Raw genomic sequence first — 24606 nt, forward strand, 5'->3', positions numbered from 1 at the left:
GGAACTTTAGCAATTTTTTGAAATTTTATTCGACCTGTACTAAGCCCCGTCCGGCCACCCGGCCATAAACGATTTTCTGTGACTGCTCATTACGCACCCGGATTCGTTCGTCCTGCCGGCCATTTTCCAGCGCGGTACCGTTCATTTCAATGCGGATACCCGGGCGGTTGACGCGGATTTTGACCCTCTCGCCACGGTTTATGATGACGGGAGGATCGAGCATGTCCGGACTGAGTACGGTGCCGGCGCGCAGGCTGCGGCGGCTGATCTGCTCCTGAACATCTTCCGGATGGAGGTAATAGCCTTTGGTCAGTTCTCCGGTGTCATGGCGCACCATGGAAATATCATCTGGGGTCAGGGGCTGGCCGGCGCTGACGGGTTTCCGTAGTACGGCAACCGCTTTGTAAATGTGCAGCTGAACGGCCAGATGCTGCTTCCAGTAGGGCGTATTACAGCTGAGTTCAAGTCCGTTGCGCCCGGCCTGCAGAGGTTTGACCAGAGCCAGATCGAAGCCTCCCTCGCAATCGGGAAGCTGGTAGTCTGCCGGCAGCCCCGGAAAGGAAAGTGCACTGTCAGATTCATGACCACTGATTTCCTTCCAGCGAATAAGCAGGCGTTGTTCAACATCCTGTTGCCAACCGGAAGCCTGGGGCGCCGGTGCGTACAGCAGCGGAATTGCAGCAAGGAAAATTGCAGCAAATATCCGACAGCGGCGCTGGTTCTCTACTATGCTCATAAACACGTGATACTGAATGTCATTTATCTGGCGTTAAATCTGTGGGTTCAGCAGGTACAGCAAAGGTCATGCCGGATCGATTTTTTGGGAGCTTGTTATGGCAGGTGTGTTAGACACAGTGAATCAGCGCACGCAGCTGGTTGGTGAAAACCGGCTTGAGCTGCTGCTGTTTCGCGTCAATGGACGGCAGGTTTATGGCATCAACGTCTTTAAGGTTAAAGAAGTGCTGCAATGCCCGAAACTGACAATTCTGCCGGGCAGTAACCCGGTGGTCCGTGGTGTGGCGCATATCCGTTCGGGCACGATTCCGATCATGGATATGAGCATGGCAACGGGGAACACGCCGTTGCAGGATCTGAAAAATGCTTTCGTCATCATTACCGAATACAACCTGAAAACTCAGGGCTTTCTGGTGGCTGGTGTGGAACGCATCATCAATATGAACTGGGGAGATATTCATCCGCCACCAAAGGGAACCGGTCGTGAGCATTATCTGACGGCGGTTACTGAAGTGGATAAGCAGTTGGTCGAAATCATTGATGTGGAAAAAATTCTGGCGGAAGTTTCGCCGGTTAATGAACAGATCAGTGAAGGGGTGGTCAGCGAGGATGTTCATGCCAAAGCGAAAGCTAAAAAAGTGCTGATTGTTGATGACTCTAAAATTGCCCGTAAACAGGTAAGCCGTTGTTTGGAAAATGTCGGTGTAGAAGTGGTTGCACTGAATGACGGGCGTGAAGCCTGGGAGCATCTGTATGCCATTGCCGAGGCCGGAGAAAACATCAGTGATCATTACATGATGATGATTTCTGACATCGAAATGCCGGAGATGGACGGTTATACCCTGACCACGCGTGTGCGTGGTGACAGCCGTATGGCAGGATTCTTCATTGTGCTGCACTCTTCTCTCAGTGGTGTCTTTAACAAGGCGATGGTGGAAAAAGTGGGAGCCAACGATTTTATTGCCAAGTTTGATCCGGACATTCTGGCTGAACGGGTAGTACGACAAGTGAATGCAGCCGGTTAGGCTATGTGGATGAAATTATGACCAAAGACATGTCAGTGGATGAATATAACCGCTTCCGTCAGATGTTGGAAAAAAGCAGCGGTATTATGCTGGGCGAAGGCAAAGAATATCTGGTTACCAGTCGTCTGCGGCGCATGATGGAACGGGAATCGGTTGCCAGTATTTCAGACCTGCTGGTTGCTATGGAGCGCAACCGCAGCCTGCAGGAAAGTGTTATCGATGCGATGACCACCAACGAAACCCTGTGGTTCCGTGACGAACACCCTTACCGGATTTTTCGTGAGAAGCTGTTGCCAGAACTGGCACAACACCGGCGTCCGCTGAAAATCTGGTCGGCAGCCTGTTCTACCGGCCAGGAACCTTATTCTCTCAGTATTGAGATTGAAGAGTTCAGAAAAAAGAATCCGGGTCAGCTGATGACTGGCGAGCGTATTACCGCAACGGATATTTCCCCCAGTTCTCTGGCTGCAGCTAAAGAGGGGGTGTATCAACAATTGGCTATCCGCCGTGGTATGAACGATCAGCATCTTAAAGTGTATTTCGATGAGGTGGATTCAGATCGCTGGCGTATTAACAGCCAGGTGCGCAGCCGGGTGGATTTCCGTGCCCAGAATCTGCAGCAGAGTTTCTCTCTGCTGGGGAAATTCGACATTATTTTCTGCCGTAACGTACTGATCTATTTTTCTGCCGATCTGAAGCACGACATTCTGAGACGCATGCATGGCAGCCTGAATCCTGGTGGTTACCTGATGCTGGGAGCTTCAGAGGCAATGAATAACCTGAGCGATTATTTCGAAATGGTGCAATGCCATCCGGGGATTGTGTACCGGGCGAAGAAGATCGGAGGTGTATAGCCTGTTTGCCGCCGGTCGGTAAAGGTTTGCCGTTGCCGTTGAATTGCCGCTCCATTGCCGCCTTAAAGGGCGGCTTTTTATTTTCAACCTATTGAAAAATAAGGATTATTTTTTTTGGCACAGGGGTTGCTATCTTCCAGTCATAGTCACGTAAGAGAATCAGATTATGGCCTCTATCAATTTCACCAACGCTCTCGGCGTTCATCCTTCTGCACTGCAGCTGCGCGCGGCGCGGGCAGAAATTCTGGCGAATAATCTGGCTAACTCCGACACCCCGGGGTTTAAAGCACGTGACATCAATTTTCAGGCTGTACTGGCCGGAGAGATTAACTCCCGTAGCAGCGTAGCGCTGGAGCGCACTCACTCCGGTCATCTCAGTGGTCACAGCCAGCGCGATGATGAATTGCTGTACCGCAATCCGATTCAGCCCTCCATTGATGGCAACACCGTCGACTCGCAGATGGAGCAGGCGCTGTATGGCCGTAACAGCATGAATTACAACGCCAGCTTTGAATTTCTCAGTGGCAAGTTCAAAGGCATGAAAGGCGCGATCCGGGGAGAATAATTATGTCGTTATCCAACGTATTTGATATCGCCGGTTCCGGCATGAATGCTCAGTCGATCCGGATTAACACGACCGCCAGTAATATCGCCAACGCAGAAAGTGCATCCAGCTCGGTCGATGAAACCTACCGTGCACGTAAGCCCTGGTTTGCGGTGATGCATAAAACTTTTATGGAAGTGAATGCCAATAACGAGTTTCAAAGCATTGAAGATGGTACCGGAGCCGGTGTTCAGGTGATGGGGATTGTGGAGAAGGATGCGCCGTTGCAGCAGCGTTTTCAGCCGGATCACCCAATGGCAAATGAAGATGGTTATGTGTACTACCCGAACGTGAACATCGTTGAAGAAATGACCGATATGATGTCTTCATCGCGCAGCTATCAGATGAATGTAGAGGTGCTGAAGACCGCAAAACAGATGCTGCAACGTACGTTGACTCTGGGACAGTAAGGAGCAGGTTATGGCAATTAATGAAGTCGGTAATAACACTGCTGCGCTGGATCAGTACCGCAAGCCCAGCAACAGTGCGGAGCCAAAAGATAACGAACTGGGACGTGATGCGTTTCTGGAGCTGATGGTTGCTCAGCTGAACAATCAGAACCCGCTGGAACCGACCGATAACCAGGCCTTTGTGGCACAGCTGGCACAGTTTTCCACGGTAGAAGGGATCGACAAACTCAATACCACCAGTGAAAGCATGATGTCGCGCTTTAACTCGGCTTCGGCGTTACAGGCATCCAGCCTTGTCGGCCAGTCGGTCATTGTGGAAGGCAATGAAACCGGTCTGCTGCTCAGTGGCGGGGTGGTCAGTGGCTACACCGAGGTGCCGGAAAGTGCCAGCAATCTGCAACTGAGCATCGAAGACGAAAATGGCGTTCTGCTGGAACAGATTCCACTGGGTAACCGTACCGCCGGCTCGATGTCCGTTCGCTGGGACGGTCTGAATATGATGGTCGATGGCGAAATTATCGACATCGATGTGAATAAGCTTAACCGTCAGGAATATTACAAAGACGAAGACGGTGAGCTGGTCCTCGATGCCGAAGGCAACAAGATTCCTGTGCCTTATCCGGCTGGTGAGTACGTATTCAAAGTCACCGGCACTATGGGTGGCAAATCAGAAGAGTTAGGAATGCAGATGAGCTCACGGGTTGACAGCGTCACCATGAGCGGCAGTGGAACGGTCACTCTGAATCTGGCGGGCGGTCGCAGTGCCTCGCTGGATCAGATTAAACAGATTCTGGATGAGTAGTTCGGAACGGGCAACGGAGACTAGATTATGGCTTTTAATATTGGTTTAAGTGGTATTCGGGCTGCCTCGACCGACCTTGAGGTAACAGGTAATAACATTGCCAACGCCAGTACCACCGGCTTTAAGCAATCACGGGCGGAATTTTCCGACGTGTACACCACCACATTGCTGGGTACCGGTGTTAAACCGGTCGGCAGCGGGGTTATGGTGGATAACGTCCGTCAGCAGTTCAGCCAGGGTAATATCAGCGGCACTGAAAGTGCGCTGGATATGGCCATTGACGGTAACGGCTTCTTTGTTCTGGAGGATCGCGGCAGCGTGTCTTACACCCGTGCCGGGATTTTCTCTCTCGATAAAAATGGCTATGTGGTGGCCAATAACGGCTCCCGTTTACAGGGCTACGCTGCCAATGAGAATGGTGTGGTTAATGGTGTACTGGGCGACATCCGTATTCAGGTTGCCAATCAGCCACCGCGACTGACCAATCTGGCATCGGCCATTCTGAACCTGAATGCCAGTGAAAAGGTATTGCAGGAGCAGGGTCTGCAGCTGGTATCCAATGGTCTGGCAATCGGTGCTGCAGATTCCGGTATTGCCGAGTCGACCCGCAGTATTCTGGATTCTGCCGGTCAGCCAACGACTGGCGGCACGCCGGCAGCGGTGGCTTTTGATGGTGCGTTGGGTGGTGGTAATACCGTCGCCAACGTGGCCACTGCCGGTACCGCCGGTGGTGAAACCTTTGATGTTGACCTGGGTGACGGCAACGGCGTGCAGACCATAACGCTGCAGGCGATTCCGGCCGGCTCTACTCAGGCAGAAGCCCTGACTCTGATTCAGCAGTCGATTGATACCGTGCTGGGTTCCCAGCAGCTGACAGCGACAACGGATGGCACCGGTAATCTGGTGTTCCAGCGTGCTGGCTACAGCGCAACGGATGGTTCCAGCTTTGCCTTTACCAACTCCGCCACTATGGCGGCCTTTGGTGCGGCCGGTGCCGTGACCGCAGGTACTCAGGGCTCACTGCTCTTTGTAGGTTCCGGTGCATTGACCGCTGACTTCCGCAGCATTCCCGGCACATCTACGACGACCCGTACTACCGCCACACCATCATTGAATATCGTGGCTTCTGATCCCGGGCAGTTTGCCCAGCTGACCGCCAGCAACCTCTATGGCGCGCTGGATATCAGTGCCGGTAGCGGTAACGTACTGGCCTTTACCATCGCTACCGAAACCGGTGCTACCTATCCGATTAACCTGAGCCAGGCAGCCTGGCAGGGCGCGGCTCCGGGGTCGGGTTATGCCACTTTAAGTATTGCTGATGCCGTGGCGCAGATTAATACGCAGATCACTGCGACTGCGGGGGCGGGTAACGAAGAAGTGCTGGCTGTTAATAATGCCGGCCGTATTGAGTTTCAGGTTCAGGCTCCGGCAACACAGGGGGACTATCTGCAGATTGCCAATAACTCGGTGTCTTCTGTGGGTCTGAGTCTGGACAGCATTGGCTTCCTGACAGGTAACCGCTTCGACAATGGCGTTGAACCGGTTCAGGCCAATAACGTTTTCCAATTGGAAGTCACCAGTACAACCGGTAATGGTGGCGGTCCGTTCAACATTACCATTCCGCCGGCGAATTATGCTTCGCTGGACGATCTGGCAGTGGCCATTCAGCAACAGATTGATGTGTATATCGGTGCCGCGGGTATCGCCGGTAAGGTTACCGTGGATGCGGTGGGCGGTCAGCTGGTGTTCACTAACACCAATGTGGGCTCCGGTGAAGGTATCTCGGTGACACCAACCGTAGCTGAACCGCAGGCGGTTGCAGCACTGGGCTTTGACAGCCTGTTTGTGGTTACCGGTGAAGACGAGGTGGATAAATCCAACAGCTTCCGCATTAACCTGACAGTACCGGCTCCGGATAACGAAAACCGCAGTGGCTCTGTGCTGATTACGCTGGATGAAGAATATCGTTCGGTGCAGCAACTGGCGGCCAGTATTAACCGCCAGCTGAACAGTCAGGATGCCGATGGTTACATCGGTGTGCAGGCGGCTGCGGTCGAAATTGAACCGAATGTGGTGCCGCCACAGTATCAGCTGGAACTTCGTGCCACTGAAGCCGGTGAAGCGTCGATTATTTCGATCAGTAATATCAGTGCCTCAGGCCCGGATATTACCGCCGCCGATCTCTATGGTCTGCTGCAGGCTAACCCGTCTGACGGTACGCTGCTGACTACCGGTATTGAGGGTGTGAATAATGAATATCCGCGTCAGACGGTCGTGCTGACTGATCCGGACGGTGAAGAAACTGAAATCGTTATTCCTGAACGCAGTGAGGCCAATGCCATTGTTGCTCTGTTCAACAAGCAGCCAGGGGTCACGGCATCGGCACTGACCACCATGAATATTCCGCTGTCGGGTTATAACAGCCCTGGCAATGATATGAAGCTGACGCTGAATGGTCAGGTATTAACCTCTACCTCGCTGGAAGATATTGCCGACGAAATTAACTCCTACCGCGGCACGACATTGCCGGGTTTCAACGCCGAAATTACCGCTGCCGGTGATCTGGTCATCACCAATGAAATTGGCCGCGATATCAAGCTCAGTATTTCCAGTCCGGTCACTTCCGATTCGCTGGTGGTGCAGGGCGCCGATAACACCGGTCCGGTGGTACTGGGCGGCAGTACCAGTGCTGACCTGTCTGCGGCAGTGGGTGGTGTGGTGACCTTTATCCTGAACGAGAACTACACCCTGAGTCAGCCTGATCCGGTGGTATCCGGTATTTTCGGTGCGCTGACACCGGATGAGTTTACCCCTTACACCCTGAATGCTTTTGATCCGAAAGATCAGGACACCTACAACCATGCCACCTCAATGAATATCTATGACAGTCTGGGTAATACCCATGTCATGACACAGTATTTCGTTAAGGAGCCGGTTGATCCGAGCCGTCCGAACGAGGCCAACCTGTGGGCAATGTATGTTCAGGTGGATGGCTTCGATGTGGGGGATCCTGATCCGACTCTGCCATTCCCGCAGAATCTGGAGCCAACGCCGGCACGTTTTGAACTGTTCTTTAATCAGGACGGCGGCTTTGATCCGGTATCGACAGGTGATATCTACATCACCAACTGGGACCCTAAGGATGCTGATGGTAATCCGACCGGTGCCCTGAGTTCGGTGAACGTGCTGGAAGGTGGTCTGCCTCTGTCCGATCCGCCAAGCAACTCCAACTTCCAGATTGACCTGAGTGGCTCTACTCAGTTCGGCAGTGCCTTTGCGGTTAACGAAGTGAGCCAGAATGGTTACACCACTGGCCGTCTGACCGGACTGGAAGTGGATCAGGAAGGGATTATCTTCGCCCGCTTTACCAACGGTCAGGCACAGACACTGGGGCAGGTGGCTCTGGCCAACTTCCGCAACCCGGAAGGTCTGACCCCGCTGGGCGACACATCCTGGGCCGAGTCTTTTGAATCGGGTGATCCGACGGTTGGCTCTCCACGTACGGCTTCCTTTGGTCAGGTGCGCTCATCGGCACTGGAAGACTCTAACGTGGATTTATCGGAAGAGCTGGTTGGGCTGATCATTGCCCAGCGTAACTTCCAGGCCAGTGCCAAAACCATTGAAACTACCGATCAGGTCACTCAGACCATTCTGAATATCTGATGACTGCCTGGCGGCAAGCCTCTTCCCCTCTGGCGGAAGAGGCTGCCGTTTTTTCCGCGCTTTTTCCCGTCTGATACCGTCAAAAAATCATAAGTTATTGAAAATAATGACTTTTATGGTTTTGGCACGTCCTCTGCAATGTTTCCTGTAACTCATTCGGTAAGGTGGATTTTCCGTCTTACCCGCAAGAACAGAGGCAGAATTATGGACCGCGCTTTATACATTGCCATGTCAGGTGCCAAGCAAAATACGCTGGGGCAGGCCGCACACGCCAACAACCTGGCCAATGCCAGTACCACAGGCTTCCGCTCCGATTACACCCAGAGCCGGGCGATGGGCGTATTTGGCGATCATTTTCCAACCCGTGCTTATGCCATGACTGAACGCCCGGCCAGTGATTTCCGTCAGGGCCCTCTGATGGAAACCGGCAACCGTATGGACGTGACCATTGAAGGTGATGGCTGGTTTGCGGTGCAGGGACCCGACGGCCAGGAAGCATACACCCGTGCCGGCGATCTGAGCGTCGATGCCGATGGTCGTCTGGTGAATGGCAGTGGTCTGCAGTTGATTGGCGATGGCGGGCCTGTGGTGCTGCCAGAGTTTCAGAGTATTGAAGTCAGCCGCGCCGGTATCGTGACGATCCAGCCTTTGGGGGAAAACCCGGCAGCGGTCGCCGAACCGGTGCAGCTTAAGCTGGTGCGCCCGGATCTGCAGGCGCTGGAAAAAGGCGAAGACGGCCTGTTCCGTTTCCGTGATCCGGCCACACCGCCAGCGGTTGCCGACCCCAATATCACACTGGTTAACGGTTTTGTTGAAGGCAGTAACGTCAATGCGGTGAGCGAGCTGACCAGTTTGATCGCCCTTAACCGCCAGTACGAAATGCAGGTAAAGCTGATGAAACGGGTGGATGAAAATACCGCCGCAACCACACAAATTCTGGCCAACCAGTAACAGGAGCTGACCTATGTTAAATGCACTTTGGGTAAGTAAAACCGGACTGGAAGCACAGGATCTGGCGTTAACCACGGTTTCTAACAACCTGGCCAACGTATCCACCACCGGCTTTAAAAAGGACCGCGCGGTATTCGAAGACCTGCTGTATCAGATCCAGCGCCAGCCCGGTGCCAACTCCTCGGCTGACAGCCGTTTGCCGTCGGGTCTGCAGCTGGGTACCGGTGTACGTACTGCGGGTACGCAAAAGATTTTCACCACAGGTTCCCTGCAGCTGACCGATCAGCCACTGGATATGGCCATTAACGGCCGTGGTTTTTTCCAGATCGCGATGCCGGACGGCACCATCGGTTATACCCGTGACGGTACCTTTCATATCAATAATGAAGGGGTGGTGGTGAACGTGAACGGCTATCCGCTGGAGCCGCAGATAACCATTCCTGAGCAGACCAATAAGCTCACCGTCAGTAAAGACGGGATTGTGCAGGCCACCCTGTTTGGTGATCCGACGCCGCAGGAGCTGGGCCAGATTGAAACCGTCGACTTTATTAATCCGGCCGGTCTGCAGGCAGTGGGTGGTAACGTGTTCTATGAAACCGCCGCCAGTGGTGCACCGCAGGTAGGCGTACCGAATGAAGAAGGCTTTGGTACGGTAGAGCAGGGAGCACTGGAAAACTCTAACGTTGAAGTGGTGGAAGAGCTGGTAAAAATGATTACCGTGCAACGTTCCTACGAAATGAATTCGAAGGTTGTATCCGCCGCCGATCAGATGCTGCAGTTCCTGACGCAGAACGTGTAAGGAGGTTGTTATGAATACGCTGTTTTCATCCCGTTTATCTCTGGCCGCGCTGATGCTTATAACATTGCAGGCCTGTACTTCAGTACCTTTGGAGCCTGAGGTGTATCCGGATGATCCGGATTACGCGCCGGTATCCGCCGAAAGCCTGCAGCCACCACCAATGGCCAATGGTTCTTTATTTCAGGCGCGCTACAGTTTTGGTTTGTACACCGATCAGCAGGCGCGTCGTGTCGGCGATATTATTACGGTGATTTTTGATGAGCAGTATCAGTCATCAAAATCGGCGCAAACCAAGTCGGATAAAACCTCCACCAACAGTATTGTGCCTAACAGTGTGATGGGTACGGTGCCAGGCTGGAAAAATCTGGGTCTGGATTCCGATACCTCGGCTGACCGTAAATTTAACGGCAAGGGTGAAGCTGATCGCTCTAACAGTCTGAGTGGCCAGATATCGGTATCGGTTGCGGAAATTATGCCTAACGGTATTTTACGTATCCGCGGTGAAAAATGGCTGACCCTGAGTGAAGGGGAAGAATATATCCGCATCAGTGGTCTGATCCGCCCGCAGGATATAACGCCGGACAATACCGTTTCATCAAGTAAAGTGGCCGATGCCCGTATTTCCTTCGGTGGTCGCGGTAATCTGAATAATGCGACCAAGCAGGGTTGGTTTGACCGTATTCTTAATTCGCCCTGGTGGCCACTGTAAGCCGGCCGAGGAGAAAAACCATGTTACGTTTTCTGAGTTGTCTGTTTGTGGTGTCGGTTTTTCTGGCACCGGCCGTACAGGCTGAACGGATTAAAGACATCACCAGTATTTCCGGTGTGCGTACCAACCAGCTGGTGGGGTATGGTCTGGTGGTGGGGCTGGATGGTACCGGTGATAAAGCACCGTTCACCACTCAGACTTTCCGCAACATGATGGCCGAATTCGGCATTACCCTGCCGGCCGGTGTCGATCCGAAATTAAAAAATGTGGCGGCGGTATCGGTTACTGCAGAATTACCGGCCTTTGCCAAGCCCGGACAACGGGTGGATGTCACCGTTGCCTCATTAGGTAATGCCAAAAGCCTGCGTGGTGGCGCGCTGATGTTTACTCCGCTCAAAGGTGCCGACGGAAATATTTACGCGGTTGCCCAGGGTAATCTGGTGGTTGGTGGTTTTGGCGCTGAAGGTAATGATGGTTCAAAAATTACCGTGAATGTACCCAGTGTCGGCCGTATTCCTAACGGTGCTTCTGTGGAGCAAACCGTACCCAGCAATTTTTCCCGTGGTGACAGCCTGATTTTTAACCTCGACCAGCCGGACTTTACCACCGCCCGTGCGATGGTTGAGCGCATCAATACCTTACTCGGACCGGGAACCGCTGAAGCGCTGGACGCAACGTCGATCCGCGTCAGTGCACCGCGTGATACCAGTCAGCGCGTCAGTTATTTATCCATTATTGAAAATCTGGAAATTGAAACCGGAAAAGAACGGGCCAAAGTTATTATCAACTCCCGCACCGGTACTATTGTGATCGGGCAGAATGTAATGATTGAGCCGGTGGCGGTTACCCACGGCAGCCTGGTCGTAACCATTACCGAAGATTTTCAGGTTTCCCAGCCCAATGCCCTTGCCGATGGCGAAACCGTCGTCGTACCGCAGACCAATATTAATATCGATAACGGTGGCGATAGCCGCATGTTTAAATTTGGTCCTGGCGTATCCCTCGACAGTATTGTTAAAGCCGTTAACGAAGTAGGGGCTGCGCCCGGTGATTTAATGGCTATTCTTGAAGCAATGAAGCAGGCCGGTGCGTTAAAGGCTGAATTGATTGTTATCTGATACGAATAAACATAAAGAGAACACGAATATGAGTGCTGAATTGTTTGAGCAGGTAAAAAACCTGTCCCTGGAACTCCGCTCGCTGATTCGTCAGGGGGTTCGTGAGGGTGTCGATGAACGGATTCAGCGGCGCAACGAATTACTGCAGCAGTGGTTTGCCCAGATCAGTGAGCTGATTGATATGACCAATGAGCAGCAGGAGTTTCTGGAAGGTTTGCTGCAGGAAGAGCAGCAGTTGCTGGCCGATCTGCAGCAGGAGCAGAAAAGCATTGCCAGCCGTCAGAGCGGCAAGAAAAAGCTTTCCCAATACGAACAGTTGCCGCATTGAAAGCGTACATCTGGCTCCCACGCTCTGCGTGGTAGTCTTTGCTGACACCGTTGCATTCCCACGCAGAGCTTGGGAACGAGAAAAAGAAAAAACCTTCTGAATACGAACAATTGTCACACTGAGGCAATGCCTGTTCAGCTCATCAGACTTTACTGGCAGAAATGGCTCAGATGCTGATGTTATTCAAACTCAAAATCCGGGCTTTTGTCCGGATTTTTTCTTCTCTCTTTACACTCGCTTAATCAGTCAATTGGCAAACATCTTGCAGTTTCCCTAACAAAGGAGATTGCTATGATCCAGACACAACCACAGAGCGCCCAGATTTATACCGACCTGAATGCCCTACAGGGTATTCGTTCGTTGGGAAAAGACGATAAAAACGCCGCACTGATGGAAGTTGCCAAGCAGTTTGAATCGATGTTTCTGAACATGATGATGTCGTCCATGCGTGACGCCAACAAGGTGTTCGAAGAAGACTCGATGTTCAATTCTCCGGAAACCGATTTCTACCGCAAAATGTATGACGATCAGATGGCGCTGTCGCTCTCCGGCCAGCAGGGCATGGGGCTTTCTCAGGTTATCTATCGCCAGCTGATGTCCAGCTACGGTGACAACAATAACGAAGCCAAAGAGCTGGATCAGGGCAAATTATTTGACCGTCGCGCACGTTCACCGCTACCGATGGTTTCTCCCTCTCATGTTACTGCTCTCAATGCGACGATGGATGCCGTTGATACTGAACTGCATCAGCTTCGTCCTCGGCCTCAGGCAGCGGTCACAGCCAGTGAACATTCTGTTGCTGCGGATACAACACCGCTTGTGTCAGCCAGCGGCAGCGGTAATAAAGGGCAACAGTTTGCCACTCCGGCAGAGTTCGTTGCCGCTCTTTATCCGCTGGCAGAAAAAGTCGGCGCTGAGTTGGGGGTCGAACCAAAAGCCATCGTTGCCCAAGCTGCGCTCGAAACGGGCTGGGGAAAATATATGATCAGCGATGATCAGGGCCGTAACAGTTTTAATTTTTTTGGTATTAAAGCCGACAGCCGCTGGCAGGGTGAGCGGGTCGACGTGGTTACCCACGAATACCGCGACGGTCTGGCAGTAAAGGAACGGGCGCCGTTCCGCTCTTACTCGTCGATGGAAGAAGGTGTGCGCGACTATGCCGACTTCCTGCAGGGCGCCGAGCGTTATCAGCAGGCCATTGGTCAGAATCTGGGCGCCGGACACTATGGTTATGCCCTGCAGCAGGCCGGCTATGCCACCGATCCACAATATGGAGCAAAAATTCAGCGTATTTCACAAAGTACAACCCTGAATTCTGCACTGGAGCAACTGCGTTCGTCAGCGCCGCTGACCGGAGATCGCAACGATGGCTAGTATTCTTGAAATTGGTATTTCCGGCCTGCGCGCCAGCCAGACGGCATTAACCATTACCGGCCACAATATTACTAATGCCGGCACAGAGGGTTACAGCCGTCAGGTGATTGGCCAGAGTGCAGTCAGTCCGCAGAATAAAGGCGGTGTCTGGGTAGGTTCAGGCGTTAATGTCGATACCGTTAATCGTGTTTATGATCAGTTTCTGACTGAACAACTCTGGCGTGATACCTCAACCTTTAATGGCTTCGATACGCTGGCTTTAAACGCAGAACAGATTGACAGTTTACTGGCCGATTCCGGCACTGGTGTGCAGCCGGGTCTGGAGCGTATGTTTTCATCCCTGCAGGCGGTGGTGGATGATCCGGCTTCATTGCCGGCACGGGCAGTATTAATTTCAGAGAGTAATGGTCTGGTTGATCGTTTTACCTCGATCAGTGACCGCCTGTACGCACAGAACGATATTATTAATGGCCAGATGGATGTCATGGCCGGGCAGATTACCACCATTGCAGAAGGCATCGCTGAGCTGAATGAGCAGATTCAGTTTGCCACCGCATCGGCCAATGGTATCGAACCCAGCGATTTACTGGATGCCCGTGATAAATTAGTGAAAGACCTTTCCGAGCTGGTAAAAGTAAATGTTGTAGAACAAGACGATTCGGTCTGGAACGTTTTTATCGGCAATGGCCAGGCATTGGTTATTGGTAATGACTACAACGAAGTATTTGCTGATGCCGGTGGCTCTGATCCATCCCGCTCCGATCTGTACTTCCGTAAAGGCGATGTGATTCAGAATGTCACCGACGAAATTGTTGGTGGTCAGCTGGGGGGAACACTGGAGTTCCGTAATGAAGTTCTGGATCCGGTACTCAGTGGGCTGGGACGTCTGGCGCTGGTCATAAATCAGACCTTTAACGAACAGCACAAGCTGGGCATTGATTACGACGGTAAAATGGGCGAGAACTTTTTTACCGATATTAACGCACCGGAAAAAACCTACACACGTGTTCTTGGTGATAGTCAGAATGCCCGCCCGAATGACCGCTTGTTGAGTGTTCATATTAAAGATGCCGGAGCATTAACCACCAGTGAGTATCAGGTGGAATTTCCCGGCCCGGATGATTACACCTACCGTATTAAACGCCTGGATGACGATAAAATCGTCAGCAGCGGAGCATTGACCGGCAGTTTTCCGGATTCCGTAGAGGTCGATGGATTTGAAATCCGCTTTGAAGCCGGTAGTTTTCAGGCGGGCGATGACTTCCGCATCATGCCGACGCGTAATGAGTCGACTAAGGTTCAGGTTAATATCACCCGTCCCGAGCAGGTTGCCGTTGCTTCTCCGATTGTGACCGATTCCGCTATTGGTAATCAGGGAAATGCAGCGATATCTCAGGGTGGTGTTTATGACATTAATACGCCTTATTTTTCCCGTGAAGGTGAACTGACACCACCGCTGTTGATCCGCTTCACTTCGCCAACCACTTACGATGTGCTGGATAACACCGATCCGGGGAAACCTATTCCGCTGTTTCCGCCGCTGATGAATCAGACTTACGTGCCGGGTATCAGTAATTCGATTCTGCCAGCTGATGAAGGTAAAACAGCCTTTACCAGCTTTGGTGGTTATCTGCCGGTTAATACAACCTATCAGGCGCCACCACCGGCCACTAATGTGACACCGAAGAATGGCTTTTTCCCGGAACGCATTGTCATCAGCCATACCGACCCGGTCAGTGGCAAGGTGACTACACAGCCAACATTAATTACCAAGGCAAATGCCTCGGCAAAAGAAATTGCAGAGCAATTGAGCAAGCGTGAAGGGATTGAAGCTCTGGCACGGACAACGGTTGAGCTGAGTGATTTCAGCAGCGATGCGAATCCTTTTCAGCCTATGACGTTCAGCCTGAACGGAATTGTTCTGACCGATACCCTTGGCCCGAATCAGACGAAATACGATGCCAATTACCCGGAAGAAGTACCCGACCCGGTAACGCCGGATTTTATTGCCGACCGTATTAACAGCAATCGTGATTTGCAGGATTTGGGGATCGTTGCGCGCAGTGATGGCAGCAGAGTCGTGATCACCGCACTGAATGGTGACGATATTAATCTGGAAATATCCGGTGACAATGGCGACGGGTTCAACGTCAGTAATGGTCAGGACATTATTCTGCGTGAAACCGGCGAAGCGCCATTTACGCCACTGACTGAGTACGATGGCTATGACTTCAGTGAGGGTGGCCCTTACACCTACGAATTTGATGTACCGGGACAGGGCACCTTTAATATCGAGCTGAATGATACCTATGCAACGGGAGCCGAGGTTGTCGATGCTATCCGTACCCAGCTGGAAAATTCTGGTTTTACTTTTTCCGGCAATCTGGATGTGGATATTGATGAGCGTGGCACCATCAGTTTTCAGCCGCGCCTGCCGATGAATGCCACCGGTGTGCATGGCTCATCCAAAATATCCATGGGCGGACAGATCAAAGTGATTGCCGACCCCGGTTACAGTCTGGATATCGAACCGCCGGGTAATAATTTGTTCGCCGAGAATCCGGTGGGCGAACCAGTACACTTTGGTTTTGATGTTGAAATCAGTGGTCTGGCACAAAGAGGTGACGAATTCACCGTTGGATTTAATACCGATGGTACTTCAGACAGCCGTAATGGTGTGGCTCTGGCGGCACTGCAGAATGAAGACACGGTGGCCGGAAATACCAGTTATTCGGAATCCTACTCCCGGTTGGTCGAAGAAATTGGCTCTGTAACCAGTCGCGCTCAGATTAACCGTGATTCCAGCGAGGTATTGTTACGGAACTCTGAGGGTGCAGTAACCAGCCTGTCTGGCGTTAACCTCGATGAAGAAGCGGCAGCCTTGATTAAATATGAACTGGCCTATAACGCCAGTGCTCAGGTAATTCAGGTTGCACGCAGTATTTTTGATACCTTGATTTCGACCTTCCGTTAAGGCTTTGGCAGGAGATTACTGATGCGTATAGCAACATTGCAGAGTTTTAATACCGGTCTTAATGGCATTCTGGATAACCAGTCTTCGGTTAATAAAACCCAGCAGCAGGTTTCCAGTGGCCGGCGCGTACTGACACCGGCCGACGATCCTATTGCTGCTACAAAAATTCTTCAACTGCAGCAGGACCAGGCATTGCGGGATCAGTATGACCGCAACATGACGGCGGCCGATAACCGCCTGAAACTGGAAGATGCAACTCTTGGGTCTATTACCGATAACCTGACCCGCCTGAAAGAACTCACGGTTAAAGCCGGTGGCGGCTCTCTGACCCTGACTGACCGTCAGGCGATTGCCGCTGAGGTTTATCAGATTCAGGAAGGCCTGGTCGATTTATTCAATACCCGTGATGCCAATGGTGAATTTGTGTTTGCTGGTTTTAAAGGCGGCAATGCGCCTTTTGTTAAAAACGACAGTGGACGCTATGACTACAAAGGTGATGAAGGACAACGCTTTCTGACCATTGGCGCTTCTACCAATGTTGCAACCGGGGATAACGGTAAAAGTCTTTTTGTCGATGTGGAAGCAGCTAAAAATACCTTTACTGCTGAGCTGAATCCGCTCAATAAGGGCACCATGCGCATCAGTCCCGGATTTGTGATTGATGAAGAAAAATATGCCGAGTTTTATCCTGATGACCTGATCATCACTTTTAATCCGGAGTCTGCTGTTACCCCAGCGGGTCCCAATTACACCGTGCGCCGCGCTTCTGATAACCGGGTTGTCGAAGGTATGAGTAATCAGGCATACAGCCCGGGTACCGATGTGGTGGTTGCCGGCCTCACCATTACCCTGAATGGTGACCCGGAACCGGGTGATGAAGTGCTGGCTAATTCGACGCCCAAACAGAGTATCACTGACACTATCTTCCGTCTGACCGCTGGTCTGAATACGCTGGAAGATAATGTGGTGGATTCGGAAACCCTGGATATTCTGATTGAAGATACACTGACCAACCTGGCATTTGCCCAGTCATCGGTGTCAGAAATCCGCAGTCAGGTCGGCGCCCGGCTGAATGTTGTGGATAACACCCGTAACCTGTCGGCGGATGTTGGTCTGGTTAACAAAGAAGTACTGTCAAAACTGTCGGATGTTGATTTTGCTGAGGCGGTAAGCCGCCTGTCGCTGCAGAGCTTTCTGTTGGAAGCGGCGCAGCAAAGCTATACCACTATCTCAAGGTTGTCATTGTTCAATCAGCTGTAGTAGCTTGGTACTTATAGTCACCGGTTCCGCTATAGCGTTCCAGGAGAGTCATAATGTTTGATAACAAGGTATTGCTTGTCACCGGAGGAACGGGGTCGTTTGGCCATGCTTTTGTGCCGATGACTCTGGAAAAATATAACCCGAAAAAGATCATCATCTTTTCCCGTGATGAAATGAAACAATGGGAAATGGCAAAGATGTTTGCCGGTGACAAGCGGGTACGGTTTTTTATCGGTGATGTGCGGGATAAAGACCGGTTATACCGGGCGCTGGATGGTGTTGATTATGTGATTCATGCCGCTGCGACGAAAATTGTACCAACCGCTGAATACAACCCCTTTGAATGCATCAAGACCAATATTAATGGCGCAATGAATGTCATTGATGCCTGTATCGATCATGATATTAAAGGCTGTGTTGCTCTGTCGACTGATAAAGCCAGTTCTCCGATTAATTTATACGGTGCGACCAAACTGGCATCCGATAAATTGTTTGTCGCATCCAATTCCTACTCTGGTGAGCATGGCACGCGGTTTTCCGTGGTCCGGTATGGCAACGTAATGGGGTCCCGTGGCTCAGTGATTCCATTCTTTATGTCTATACGTGATAAGGGAACGCTGCCGGTTACCGACGAACGCATGACACGTTTTATGATTTCTCTGGATGAAGCGGTAAAGCTGGTTTGGCATGCATTCGAAGACATGATTGGTGGTGAAATTTACGTTAAAAAAATTCCGTCAATGAAAGTCACTGATATTGCCAGAGTAGTAGCACCGGAAGCCGATATTGAGTTCGTTGGCATTCGTCCGGGTGAGAAACTGCATGAACAGATGATTGGTGTTGAAGATTCTTACCATACCTATGAGTATGATGAGCACTTTAAAATTTTACCGGCAATCAACGACTGGGATCACTGCCCAAGCCGGATTAAAAATGGCGTTAAAGTGCCTGAAGGTTTTGTCTATGCCAGCGATAATAATCAGGAATGGATGACGGATGAGGAACTCTCCGACTGGATTGATAAACACCGGGATAAAATCGGAAACCTTTGATAATGATTCCATATGGCCGTCAGGATATTAACCAGCAGGACATAGATGCTGTTGTTGATGTTTTACAATCAGATTTTCTGACCCAGGGGCCTAAGGTGCCTCTGTTTGAAAAAGCATTAACTGATTATACCGGTGCTGCTTATGCAGTGGCAGTTAACAGTGCGACTTCGGCGTTGCATCTTGCTTGTCTTGCACTGGATGTTGGCCCAGGGGACTATGTCTGGACATCGCCGGTTACCTTCGTTGCTTCGGCCAACTGTGCTTTATATTGCGGCGCTCAGGTTGATTTTGTCGATATCGATGAAAAAACATACAACCTGTGTCCGCTCGCGCTTGAACAGAAACTGATTCAGGCAGAGCAAAAGGGCATGCTGCCCAAAGCAGTGGTGGCTGTTCATCTCTGTGGTCAACCCTGTGATATGGCTGCAATAAGCCGGCTGGCCGAACGTTATGGCTTCCGGGTAATTGAAGATGCTTCCCATGCCATTGGTGGGCAATACCAGAATCAGCCAATCGGCAGTGGCCGTTACAGTGATATTACGGTTTTCAGTTTCCATCCGGTAAAAATCATTACAACCGCAGAAGGCGGTGCGGCGCTGACCAATTCATCTGTACTGGCAGAAAAATTAATGTTGCTGCGCAGTCACGGTATTACCCGTGATCCGGCGCAAATGACCAGAGAACCGGATGGCCCCTGGTATTATCAGCAGATAGCACTCGGTTTTAACTATCGCATGACTGAGTTGCAGGCTGCTTTGGGAGTCAGCCAGATGCAGCGGCTGAACCAGTTCGTTGCGCGCCGGCACGAACTGGCAAATCGTTACAACGAATTATTGGCTGACCTGCCGCTAACAACGCCCTGGCAAAACCCCGACGGTTATTCCGGGCTGCACCTGTACGTTATTCGATTGCAGTTGGAAAATATCAATAAGACTCATCGACAGATATTTGAAGCATTGCGCGAGCAGGGTATAGGAGTGAACCTGCACTATATACCGGTGCATTTGCAGCCGTTTTATCAGGCCATGGGATTTTGCAACGGAGATTTTCCTCAGGCGGAGCGCTATTATCAGGAGGCGATCAGCCTGCCTATGTATCATACACTGACCGAAGAACAGCAGGATTCTGTTGTTCAGGCCGTTACGGATGCATTGCTATGAAAGTAGCTGTAATTCCTGCCCGTGGTGGCAGCAAGCGGATTGCTAAAAAAAATATCCGGCCATTTTTCGGTAAACCGGTAATGGCCTGGTCTGTTGAGGCGGCGCGTGCCAGTGGCTGCTTTGATCGTATTATTGTGTCGACCGATGATGCAGAAATCGCTGCTGTTGCCAGGGCTCTTGGCGCCGAAGTGCCTTTTACCCGCCCGGAGGAATTGGCAACGGATCAGGCGGCGACCATTCCGGTAGTGGCTCATGCTATTAACTGGCTTAAGCAACAGGGTGAAGAGCCGGAACAGGTTTGCTGTATTTATGCTACCGCGCCTTTTATTTCTGCCACTGACATTCAGCAGGCGGAGAATATTTTACGCGACAGCAGCGTCAGCTATGTGTTTCCTGTTGCCAGTTTTTCCTCTCCGGTACAGCGTGCTCTCCGAATTCTGCCTTCCGGGCGGGGTGAGATGTTTAACCCGGAGTTGTTTGTTAAGCGCTCGCAGGAACTTGAAGAGGCTTATCATGATGCCGCTCAGTTTTACTGGGGAAAAGCAGAAGCCTGGCTGCAGGAAAAAATGATTTTTTCCACCGATTCTGTGCCACTGGTTATTCCCCGCTACCGGGTACAGGACATTGATACCGAGGAAGACTGGCAGAGAGCGGAGTACCTGTTCCGTGCTATGCAGGAAATGCAGACTTTTTCCGGAACGCAGGGTTGAATACGCTGATGAATCCGCCGATGAGTACGCCTGTTACGAGCCGTATGAGAGTATTAATCAGGGCCGATGCTTCTGAGGCCATAGGCCATGGTCACATCATGCGCTGTCTGACTCTGGCCGCTGCTTTAGCCAAAGCCGGAGCTGAATGCCGTTTTATCTGCCGCGAACTACCGGGGCATGCTCAGGCGTTAATCAGCCGCTATGGCTTCCCGGTTAATCTGATTCCGGGTTCTGAGCTTTCTTCTGCTGAAGCCATTGCAGAAGATGCAAAGCTTACACTGCAGTCCGCAGGATTATGGCAACCCCATTGGGTCGTTGTTGATCATTATGAACTGAATACCGAGTGGCAGTCTGCGCTTAAAAGCACTGGTTGTCGTTTGCTGGCTCTGGATGACTGGCCGCACCGGCAGCACCAGAGTGATCTTTTACTGGATCAGAATCTGGCCGCCGATGCAGAGGCTTATTCAGCCTGGACTGACAGCAGTTGCCGGATCTTAACCGGCGCCAGTTTCTCTTTGCTGCGCCCGGAATTTATGCGCAAAAAAGTAAACCGTATTTATTCAGAGAATAATAAGCTGACAATCCTGATTAACCTTGGTGGTGCTGATTTGCCGGGTTACAGCGCCGATATCGTTGAGCAATTGATGCCTCTGGCGCAACGCCTGAATCTGCAGCTGGTTGTTCTGGTCAATCAGCGCTCGGTCTCCTATACGCAGATCGCAGAAAAAATAACCACAGGGTATTACCCCTTCACAGTGCAATTGCAATCTTATTGTCAGGATATGTGTTCGCTCTATGACAGCGTCGATCTGGCGATTGGTGCCGGCGGCAGTTCAACCTGGGAGAGAGCAAGCCGTGGTTTACCAACAGCGCTGGTTGTCATCGCGGATAATCAGCAGGCAACGGCACAGGCTGCGGTCAGTGCGGGAATGGCTGTCAACATCGGTGATTTTACCTGTTCAGCAAAGCTTGACCTTTTTGCACTGGCTGACGTTCTGAAAAATCCGCAGCAGTTACAGCATATGAGTCAGTGTGCAGCTGCATTATTTGATGGCTGTGGGCCAGAGCGCATTGTGCGGGAAATGTTGCGTAAAAGCCGCCAGGATTTGCAATTAACAGCAGCACAACCACAGGATTGCACTCTGTTTTATCAGTGGCAGAAAGAGCCTGGTGCCAGACGCTTTTTCCGTAATCCACAGGTACCGGTCTGGTCTGATCACCGTTCATGGTATCTGAAGGTTTTACGCAGCCGCGCCGTTATTCTTTATAAAATCATGCTGTGCGGAATGGCGGCGGGTTATATCCGTCTGGATATTCATAATCGCCGGGATGCTGAAATATCGGTACTTGTAACGCGCAGGTTTCAGGGACTTGGTCTGGCAGCAATCGCCCTGAATCTTTGTGCCTCTATGCATTCAGAACGCCGTTTATATGCGGCTATAAAAAATGGCAATTATGCATCGCGCCGCAGTTTTCGCCGTGCCGGATTCCGGCCATCAGGAAATGAAATGTATGTCAGACATCAGTAATAAACCCCGTATTCTGATCAGTGCTGCCGCCTCACCTGCCGCCGCCTCGCTGGTGCAGCATCTGCGCTCAAAGGGTTATTACATTATCGGAATGGATGCCAATGAGTATGCTGCGCCTTTGGGGGTTGCTATGTGCGATGATTTTGTACTTTCGCCCATGGCGACAGACAGTGGTTATCTGCCATTTCTGGTAAAGCAGCTTGATCACTGTGATCTTTTCCTGCCGTTTATCGATGAAGAGCTTCTGGCGATTGTCAATGCCGGCGCCGGACGGATTCAGAAGAGCAAAATAATGCTGTCTGCCGATCAGAGCATGAACATTTGTCTGGATAAACTGAATTTTCAGACCTTCTGTGAGAATAATGATTTAGCCATTGCTCCGCGGGCCATTGGTGTTCCGGCGATATATAAGCCACGTAACGGTCGTGGCGGAAAAGGTGTGATGCTGGTTGATGATGAGGCTGTTTTTGCACTTCTTTCTGCAAAAGAGCAGGGTATTCTGCAGCAGCAGCTTAAAGGCGTTGAGTACACTGTTGATTGTCTGTTCGGCAAGGACTCGGCACTGTTGTCTGCGGTTGCCCGCCAGCGTCTTCTGGCTGCTGGCGTGTCGACCATTGGCCGTATTGATCAGAATCCACAGGTACTTGAATTAGTGACCGCTGTCAGTAAGAAGCTGAATTTCCGTGGGCTGGTGAATATTCAGATTATGCTGACAGATGCAGGACCTAAGCTGATCGAAATTAATCCGCGCTTATCCGGAAGTCTGATGTTTACCATACTGGCCGGCGCTGATTTGGCAGATGCCGCTATCCGTCTCTGGCTGAATGATGAACAACCACCGGCATTTACTCTCTCCGAAAAAACCTTCTGCCGTTACTGGAGTGAGTATGTCTACTGATCTTGCCGATAATATCAGGCAGTTATTTATACATTTGGAGCCTTATCAGGAATGGTTGTTTGATCTTGATAATACCCTGTACGCGCAGGCGGAGTACGACCATTGCATCTTTACTGCGCTGGAGCACTGGCTCAGGCAACAGGGAGAGGTGGTTTCCGGACTGGCCAGAAAAATGTCCGCCGAAAAATTACGATTAGGGCCGAGCTACCCGCATCTTTTCGATGACGTTTTCGCCGGTTTTAATCTCAGTCCGGATATTGTCAGCCGGGCGATTGAGTTTTACCGTGATGAGCGACCGGCCTTCGTCAGCAAACATAACCTGATTGCACAGATCAGGGCTAACTTACAGGGGCGGCCTTTGTTTATCGTAACCAACGGACACACGGCACTACAGCAGCATAAAGTGAAGTGTCTTGGTCTGGATTCTCTGGCCAGCAAAGTTGTTTATTGTGATAAACACAGTCCGGAGCAACTGAAGCCTTCCCGCTGGGCCTGGGACAGGCTGCTTGCGGATTACCAGTTCAGCCATCCGCTGTACGTCGGAGATTCTCCGGCCATAGACGGTGGTTTTGCCCGTAATGCGGGCATCGACTATTACCGCTTTGAGTATTCCTATGAACATTAATAATCAGATCATCGGTGCAGATCATCCGCCCTATATCATTGCGGAAATGTCCAATAATCATATGCAGGATATGGATCGTGCCAAAGCCATCATTGACGCGGCGATGAATGCCGGTGCCGATGCGGTAAAAATTCAGACCTATGATGCCGACAGCCTGACCATCGAGTGTGATCTGGATGATTTTATTATTAAAGATCCGCTTTGGGCCGGGCAGAGTTATTATCAGCTTTATAAAAATATTGCTGCGCCGAAATCCTGGACGCAGGAGTTATTCCGTTACGCCCGCCAGCAGGGCGTAACCCTGTTCAGTTCACCTTTTGATAAAGAAGCCGTGCGGATTCTTGAAGAGGTTAACTGCCCAGCTTATAAAATTGCCTCATTTGAAGCGCAGGACCCTGAGCTGCTTGGGCATGTCGCCAGAACCGGAAAACCGGTGCTGGTATCGACCGGGGTCAGCAACTGGAATGAAATTCAGGAAACGCTGCTTTGGCTCAGGCAGGCCGGGGCGCAGGATCTGGTATTTCTGCACTGCATCAGCAGTTACCCGGCCAGCGAAGCGGATATGAACCTGAATGTTCTTAAGCGCCTGGCCACTTTACCGGTTATTACCGGTTTATCTGACCACAGTTTGGGTAATACTGCGGTACTCGGTGCTGTTGCTTTAGGGGCGAGAGTCATTGAAAAGCACTTTACCCTGCAGCGCAGCGATGGCGGCCCGGATGCGGAGTTTTCTCTTGAGCCAGAGGAATTTAAATCGATGGCAGTGCAGGCGCGGGCATTATTTCAGGCGCTGGGCAGCGACCGTATTATTGATGCCCCATCCCGTCAGGGCAATCAGCATTCACGTTCGGTTTATTGTGTTAAAGATATTAAAGCCGGTGAGTATATAAGCGCGGATAATGTGCGCGTCATTCGCCCGGGTTTTGGCCTTAAGCCAAAACATTTACCTGATGTGATCGGTAAAAAAGCCCGCGCCGATATTGCGCGTGGTACGGCTATGAGCTGGGAGCTTCTGGAATGACTGGA

22 protein-coding genes are annotated in these 24606 nt (G+C 51.3%); 21 read left to right on the forward strand and 1 reads right to left on the reverse strand.

The features are described from left to right. Positions 1 to 25 precede the first annotated feature (25 nt). Positions 26 to 736: a flagellar basal body P-ring formation chaperone FlgA gene (gene flgA, locus HUF18_RS19030; RefSeq protein WP_225693470.1), complete on the reverse strand. Its 711-nt coding sequence runs from the start codon at positions 734 to 736 to the stop codon at positions 26 to 28. Positions 737 to 833: 97 nt separating this feature from the next. Here flgA and HUF18_RS19035 point away from each other — a divergent pair, with 97 nt between their 5' ends. The 21 genes from HUF18_RS19035 (at position 834) to pseI (ending at position 24601) form a co-directional block, all read left to right on the forward strand. After that, complete coding sequence (locus HUF18_RS19035) at positions 834 to 1760, forward strand: chemotaxis protein CheV (RefSeq protein ID WP_145465840.1); 927 nt, start codon at positions 834 to 836, stop codon at positions 1758 to 1760. A gap of 17 nt (positions 1761 to 1777) precedes the next feature. After that, complete coding sequence (locus HUF18_RS19040; RefSeq protein ID WP_274704275.1) at positions 1778 to 2614, forward strand: CheR family methyltransferase; 837 nt, start codon at positions 1778 to 1780, stop codon at positions 2612 to 2614. A gap of 166 nt (positions 2615 to 2780) precedes the next feature. After that, positions 2781 to 3179: a flagellar basal body rod protein FlgB gene (gene flgB / locus HUF18_RS19045; RefSeq protein WP_225693472.1), complete on the forward strand. Its 399-nt coding sequence runs from the start codon at positions 2781 to 2783 to the stop codon at positions 3177 to 3179. Between the two features lie 2 nt (positions 3180 to 3181). After that, complete coding sequence (gene flgC, locus HUF18_RS19050) at positions 3182 to 3628, forward strand: flagellar basal body rod protein FlgC (protein WP_145465836.1); 447 nt, start codon at positions 3182 to 3184, stop codon at positions 3626 to 3628. A 10-nt stretch (positions 3629 to 3638) separates the two neighbouring features. Beyond that, positions 3639 to 4430 carry a flagellar hook assembly protein FlgD gene (locus HUF18_RS19055; RefSeq protein WP_145465835.1) on the forward strand — a complete coding sequence of 264 codons (792 nt, stop codon included), beginning with the start codon at positions 3639 to 3641 and terminating at the stop codon, positions 4428 to 4430. Positions 4431 to 4457: 27 nt separating this feature from the next. Further along, entirely contained in the window at positions 4458 to 8093 is a 3636-nt protein-coding gene (locus HUF18_RS19060; protein ID WP_225693474.1) for a flagellar hook-basal body complex protein, read from the forward strand. Between the two features lie 204 nt (positions 8094 to 8297). Beyond that, positions 8298 to 9044, forward strand: coding sequence for a flagellar basal-body rod protein FlgF (flgF, locus tag HUF18_RS19065; RefSeq protein WP_145465833.1), 747 nt, complete (start codon positions 8298 to 8300; stop codon positions 9042 to 9044). 13 nt (positions 9045 to 9057) lie between these two features. Next, entirely contained in the window at positions 9058 to 9843 is a 786-nt protein-coding gene (gene flgG / locus HUF18_RS19070; RefSeq protein ID WP_225693476.1) for a flagellar basal-body rod protein FlgG, read from the forward strand. Between the two features lie 10 nt (positions 9844 to 9853). Further along, positions 9854 to 10552: a flagellar basal body L-ring protein FlgH gene (gene flgH, locus HUF18_RS19075; RefSeq protein ID WP_225693478.1), complete on the forward strand. Its 699-nt coding sequence runs from the start codon at positions 9854 to 9856 to the stop codon at positions 10550 to 10552. Between the two features lie 20 nt (positions 10553 to 10572). Then, positions 10573 to 11670, forward strand: a complete 1098-nt coding sequence (locus tag HUF18_RS19080) for a flagellar basal body P-ring protein FlgI (RefSeq protein ID WP_225693480.1) — start codon at positions 10573 to 10575, stop codon at positions 11668 to 11670. Between the two features lie 28 nt (positions 11671 to 11698). Next, positions 11699 to 11998, forward strand: coding sequence for a hypothetical protein (locus tag HUF18_RS19085; RefSeq protein ID WP_145465829.1), 300 nt, complete (start codon positions 11699 to 11701; stop codon positions 11996 to 11998). 291 nt (positions 11999 to 12289) lie between these two features. Continuing rightward, entirely contained in the window at positions 12290 to 13372 is a 1083-nt protein-coding gene (flgJ, locus tag HUF18_RS19090) for a flagellar assembly peptidoglycan hydrolase FlgJ (RefSeq protein ID WP_225693482.1), read from the forward strand. Continuing rightward, complete coding sequence (flgK, locus tag HUF18_RS19095; protein ID WP_225693484.1) at positions 13365 to 16346, forward strand: flagellar hook-associated protein FlgK; 2982 nt, start codon at positions 13365 to 13367, stop codon at positions 16344 to 16346. The genes flgJ and flgK overlap by 8 nt, the downstream gene beginning before the upstream one ends. 21 nt (positions 16347 to 16367) lie before the next feature. Next, a complete protein-coding gene (gene flgL, locus HUF18_RS19100) occupies positions 16368 to 17606 on the forward strand; it encodes a flagellar hook-associated protein FlgL (RefSeq protein ID WP_225693486.1) in 1239 nt (412 codons plus the stop codon). Positions 17607 to 17659: 53 nt separating this feature from the next. After that, the gene (gene pseB, locus HUF18_RS19105) at positions 17660 to 18658 is read left to right on the forward strand and encodes a UDP-N-acetylglucosamine 4,6-dehydratase (inverting) (protein WP_225693488.1); all 999 of its coding nucleotides are present in this window, start codon (positions 17660 to 17662) and stop codon (positions 18656 to 18658) included. Between the two features lie 2 nt (positions 18659 to 18660). Then, positions 18661 to 19818, forward strand: coding sequence for a UDP-4-amino-4,6-dideoxy-N-acetyl-beta-L-altrosamine transaminase (gene pseC, locus HUF18_RS19110; RefSeq protein ID WP_225693571.1), 1158 nt, complete (start codon positions 18661 to 18663; stop codon positions 19816 to 19818). Continuing rightward, a complete protein-coding gene (gene pseF / locus HUF18_RS19115) occupies positions 19815 to 20528 on the forward strand; it encodes a pseudaminic acid cytidylyltransferase (protein ID WP_225693490.1) in 714 nt (237 codons plus the stop codon). The genes pseC and pseF overlap by 4 nt, the downstream gene beginning before the upstream one ends. A 44-nt stretch (positions 20529 to 20572) precedes the next feature. Next, positions 20573 to 22057 (forward strand): UDP-2,4-diacetamido-2,4,6-trideoxy-beta-L-altropyranose hydrolase, encoded by a 1485-nt coding sequence (gene pseG, locus HUF18_RS19120; RefSeq protein ID WP_225693573.1) that lies wholly within the window; start codon positions 20573 to 20575, stop codon positions 22055 to 22057. Then, positions 22041 to 22955, forward strand: coding sequence for an ATP-grasp domain-containing protein (locus HUF18_RS19125; RefSeq protein WP_225693492.1), 915 nt, complete (start codon positions 22041 to 22043; stop codon positions 22953 to 22955). The genes pseG and HUF18_RS19125 overlap by 17 nt, the downstream gene beginning before the upstream one ends. After that, a complete protein-coding gene (locus HUF18_RS19130; RefSeq protein WP_225693494.1) occupies positions 22945 to 23580 on the forward strand; it encodes an HAD family hydrolase in 636 nt (211 codons plus the stop codon). Before HUF18_RS19125 ends, HUF18_RS19130 begins: the two co-directional genes overlap by 11 nt. After that, entirely contained in the window at positions 23570 to 24601 is a 1032-nt protein-coding gene (gene pseI / locus HUF18_RS19135) for a pseudaminic acid synthase (protein ID WP_225693495.1), read from the forward strand. Before HUF18_RS19130 ends, pseI begins: the two co-directional genes overlap by 11 nt. Positions 24602 to 24606: the final 5 nt, after the last annotated feature.

This window comes from Thalassolituus sp. ST750PaO-4 (assembly GCF_020320405.1).
Lineage (GTDB): Bacteria > Pseudomonadota > Gammaproteobacteria > Pseudomonadales > Oceanobacteraceae > Venatoribacter > Venatoribacter alkanivorans.

Bases quoted from the DNA above. Each gene is read 5' to 3' on its own strand.
- HUF18_RS19035 (WP_145465840.1), top strand. From the start codon at position 834: ATGGCAGGTGTGTTAGACACAGTGAATCAGCGCACGCAGCTGGTTGGT.
- flgK (WP_225693484.1), top strand. From the start codon at position 13,365: ATGGCTAGTATTCTTGAAATTGGTATTTCCGGCCTGCGCGCCAGCCAG.
- HUF18_RS19130 (WP_225693494.1), top strand. From the start codon at position 22,945: ATGTCTACTGATCTTGCCGATAATATCAGGCAGTTATTTATACATTTG.
- flgL (WP_225693486.1), top strand. From the start codon at position 16,368: ATGCGTATAGCAACATTGCAGAGTTTTAATACCGGTCTTAATGGCATT.
- flgJ (WP_225693482.1), top strand. From the start codon at position 12,290: ATGATCCAGACACAACCACAGAGCGCCCAGATTTATACCGACCTGAAT.
- flgA (WP_225693470.1), bottom strand. From the start codon at position 736: ATGAGCATAGTAGAGAACCAGCGCCGCTGTCGGATATTTGCTGCAATT.
- flgH (WP_225693478.1), top strand. From the start codon at position 9,854: ATGAATACGCTGTTTTCATCCCGTTTATCTCTGGCCGCGCTGATGCTT.
- flgC (WP_145465836.1), top strand. From the start codon at position 3,182: ATGTCGTTATCCAACGTATTTGATATCGCCGGTTCCGGCATGAATGCT.
- flgB (WP_225693472.1), top strand. From the start codon at position 2,781: ATGGCCTCTATCAATTTCACCAACGCTCTCGGCGTTCATCCTTCTGCA.
- HUF18_RS19080 (WP_225693480.1), top strand. From the start codon at position 10,573: ATGTTACGTTTTCTGAGTTGTCTGTTTGTGGTGTCGGTTTTTCTGGCA.
- flgG (WP_225693476.1), top strand. From the start codon at position 9,058: ATGTTAAATGCACTTTGGGTAAGTAAAACCGGACTGGAAGCACAGGAT.
- pseF (WP_225693490.1), top strand. From the start codon at position 19,815: ATGAAAGTAGCTGTAATTCCTGCCCGTGGTGGCAGCAAGCGGATTGCT.
- pseI (WP_225693495.1), top strand. From the start codon at position 23,570: ATGAACATTAATAATCAGATCATCGGTGCAGATCATCCGCCCTATATC.
- pseG (WP_225693573.1), top strand. From the start codon at position 20,573: ATGAGAGTATTAATCAGGGCCGATGCTTCTGAGGCCATAGGCCATGGT.
- HUF18_RS19055 (WP_145465835.1), top strand. From the start codon at position 3,639: ATGGCAATTAATGAAGTCGGTAATAACACTGCTGCGCTGGATCAGTAC.
- HUF18_RS19085 (WP_145465829.1), top strand. From the start codon at position 11,699: ATGAGTGCTGAATTGTTTGAGCAGGTAAAAAACCTGTCCCTGGAACTC.
- HUF18_RS19060 (WP_225693474.1), top strand. From the start codon at position 4,458: ATGGCTTTTAATATTGGTTTAAGTGGTATTCGGGCTGCCTCGACCGAC.
- flgF (WP_145465833.1), top strand. From the start codon at position 8,298: ATGGACCGCGCTTTATACATTGCCATGTCAGGTGCCAAGCAAAATACG.
- HUF18_RS19040 (WP_274704275.1), top strand. From the start codon at position 1,778: ATGACCAAAGACATGTCAGTGGATGAATATAACCGCTTCCGTCAGATG.
- HUF18_RS19125 (WP_225693492.1), top strand. From the start codon at position 22,041: ATGTCAGACATCAGTAATAAACCCCGTATTCTGATCAGTGCTGCCGCC.
- pseB (WP_225693488.1), top strand. From the start codon at position 17,660: ATGTTTGATAACAAGGTATTGCTTGTCACCGGAGGAACGGGGTCGTTT.
- pseC (WP_225693571.1), top strand. From the start codon at position 18,661: ATGATTCCATATGGCCGTCAGGATATTAACCAGCAGGACATAGATGCT.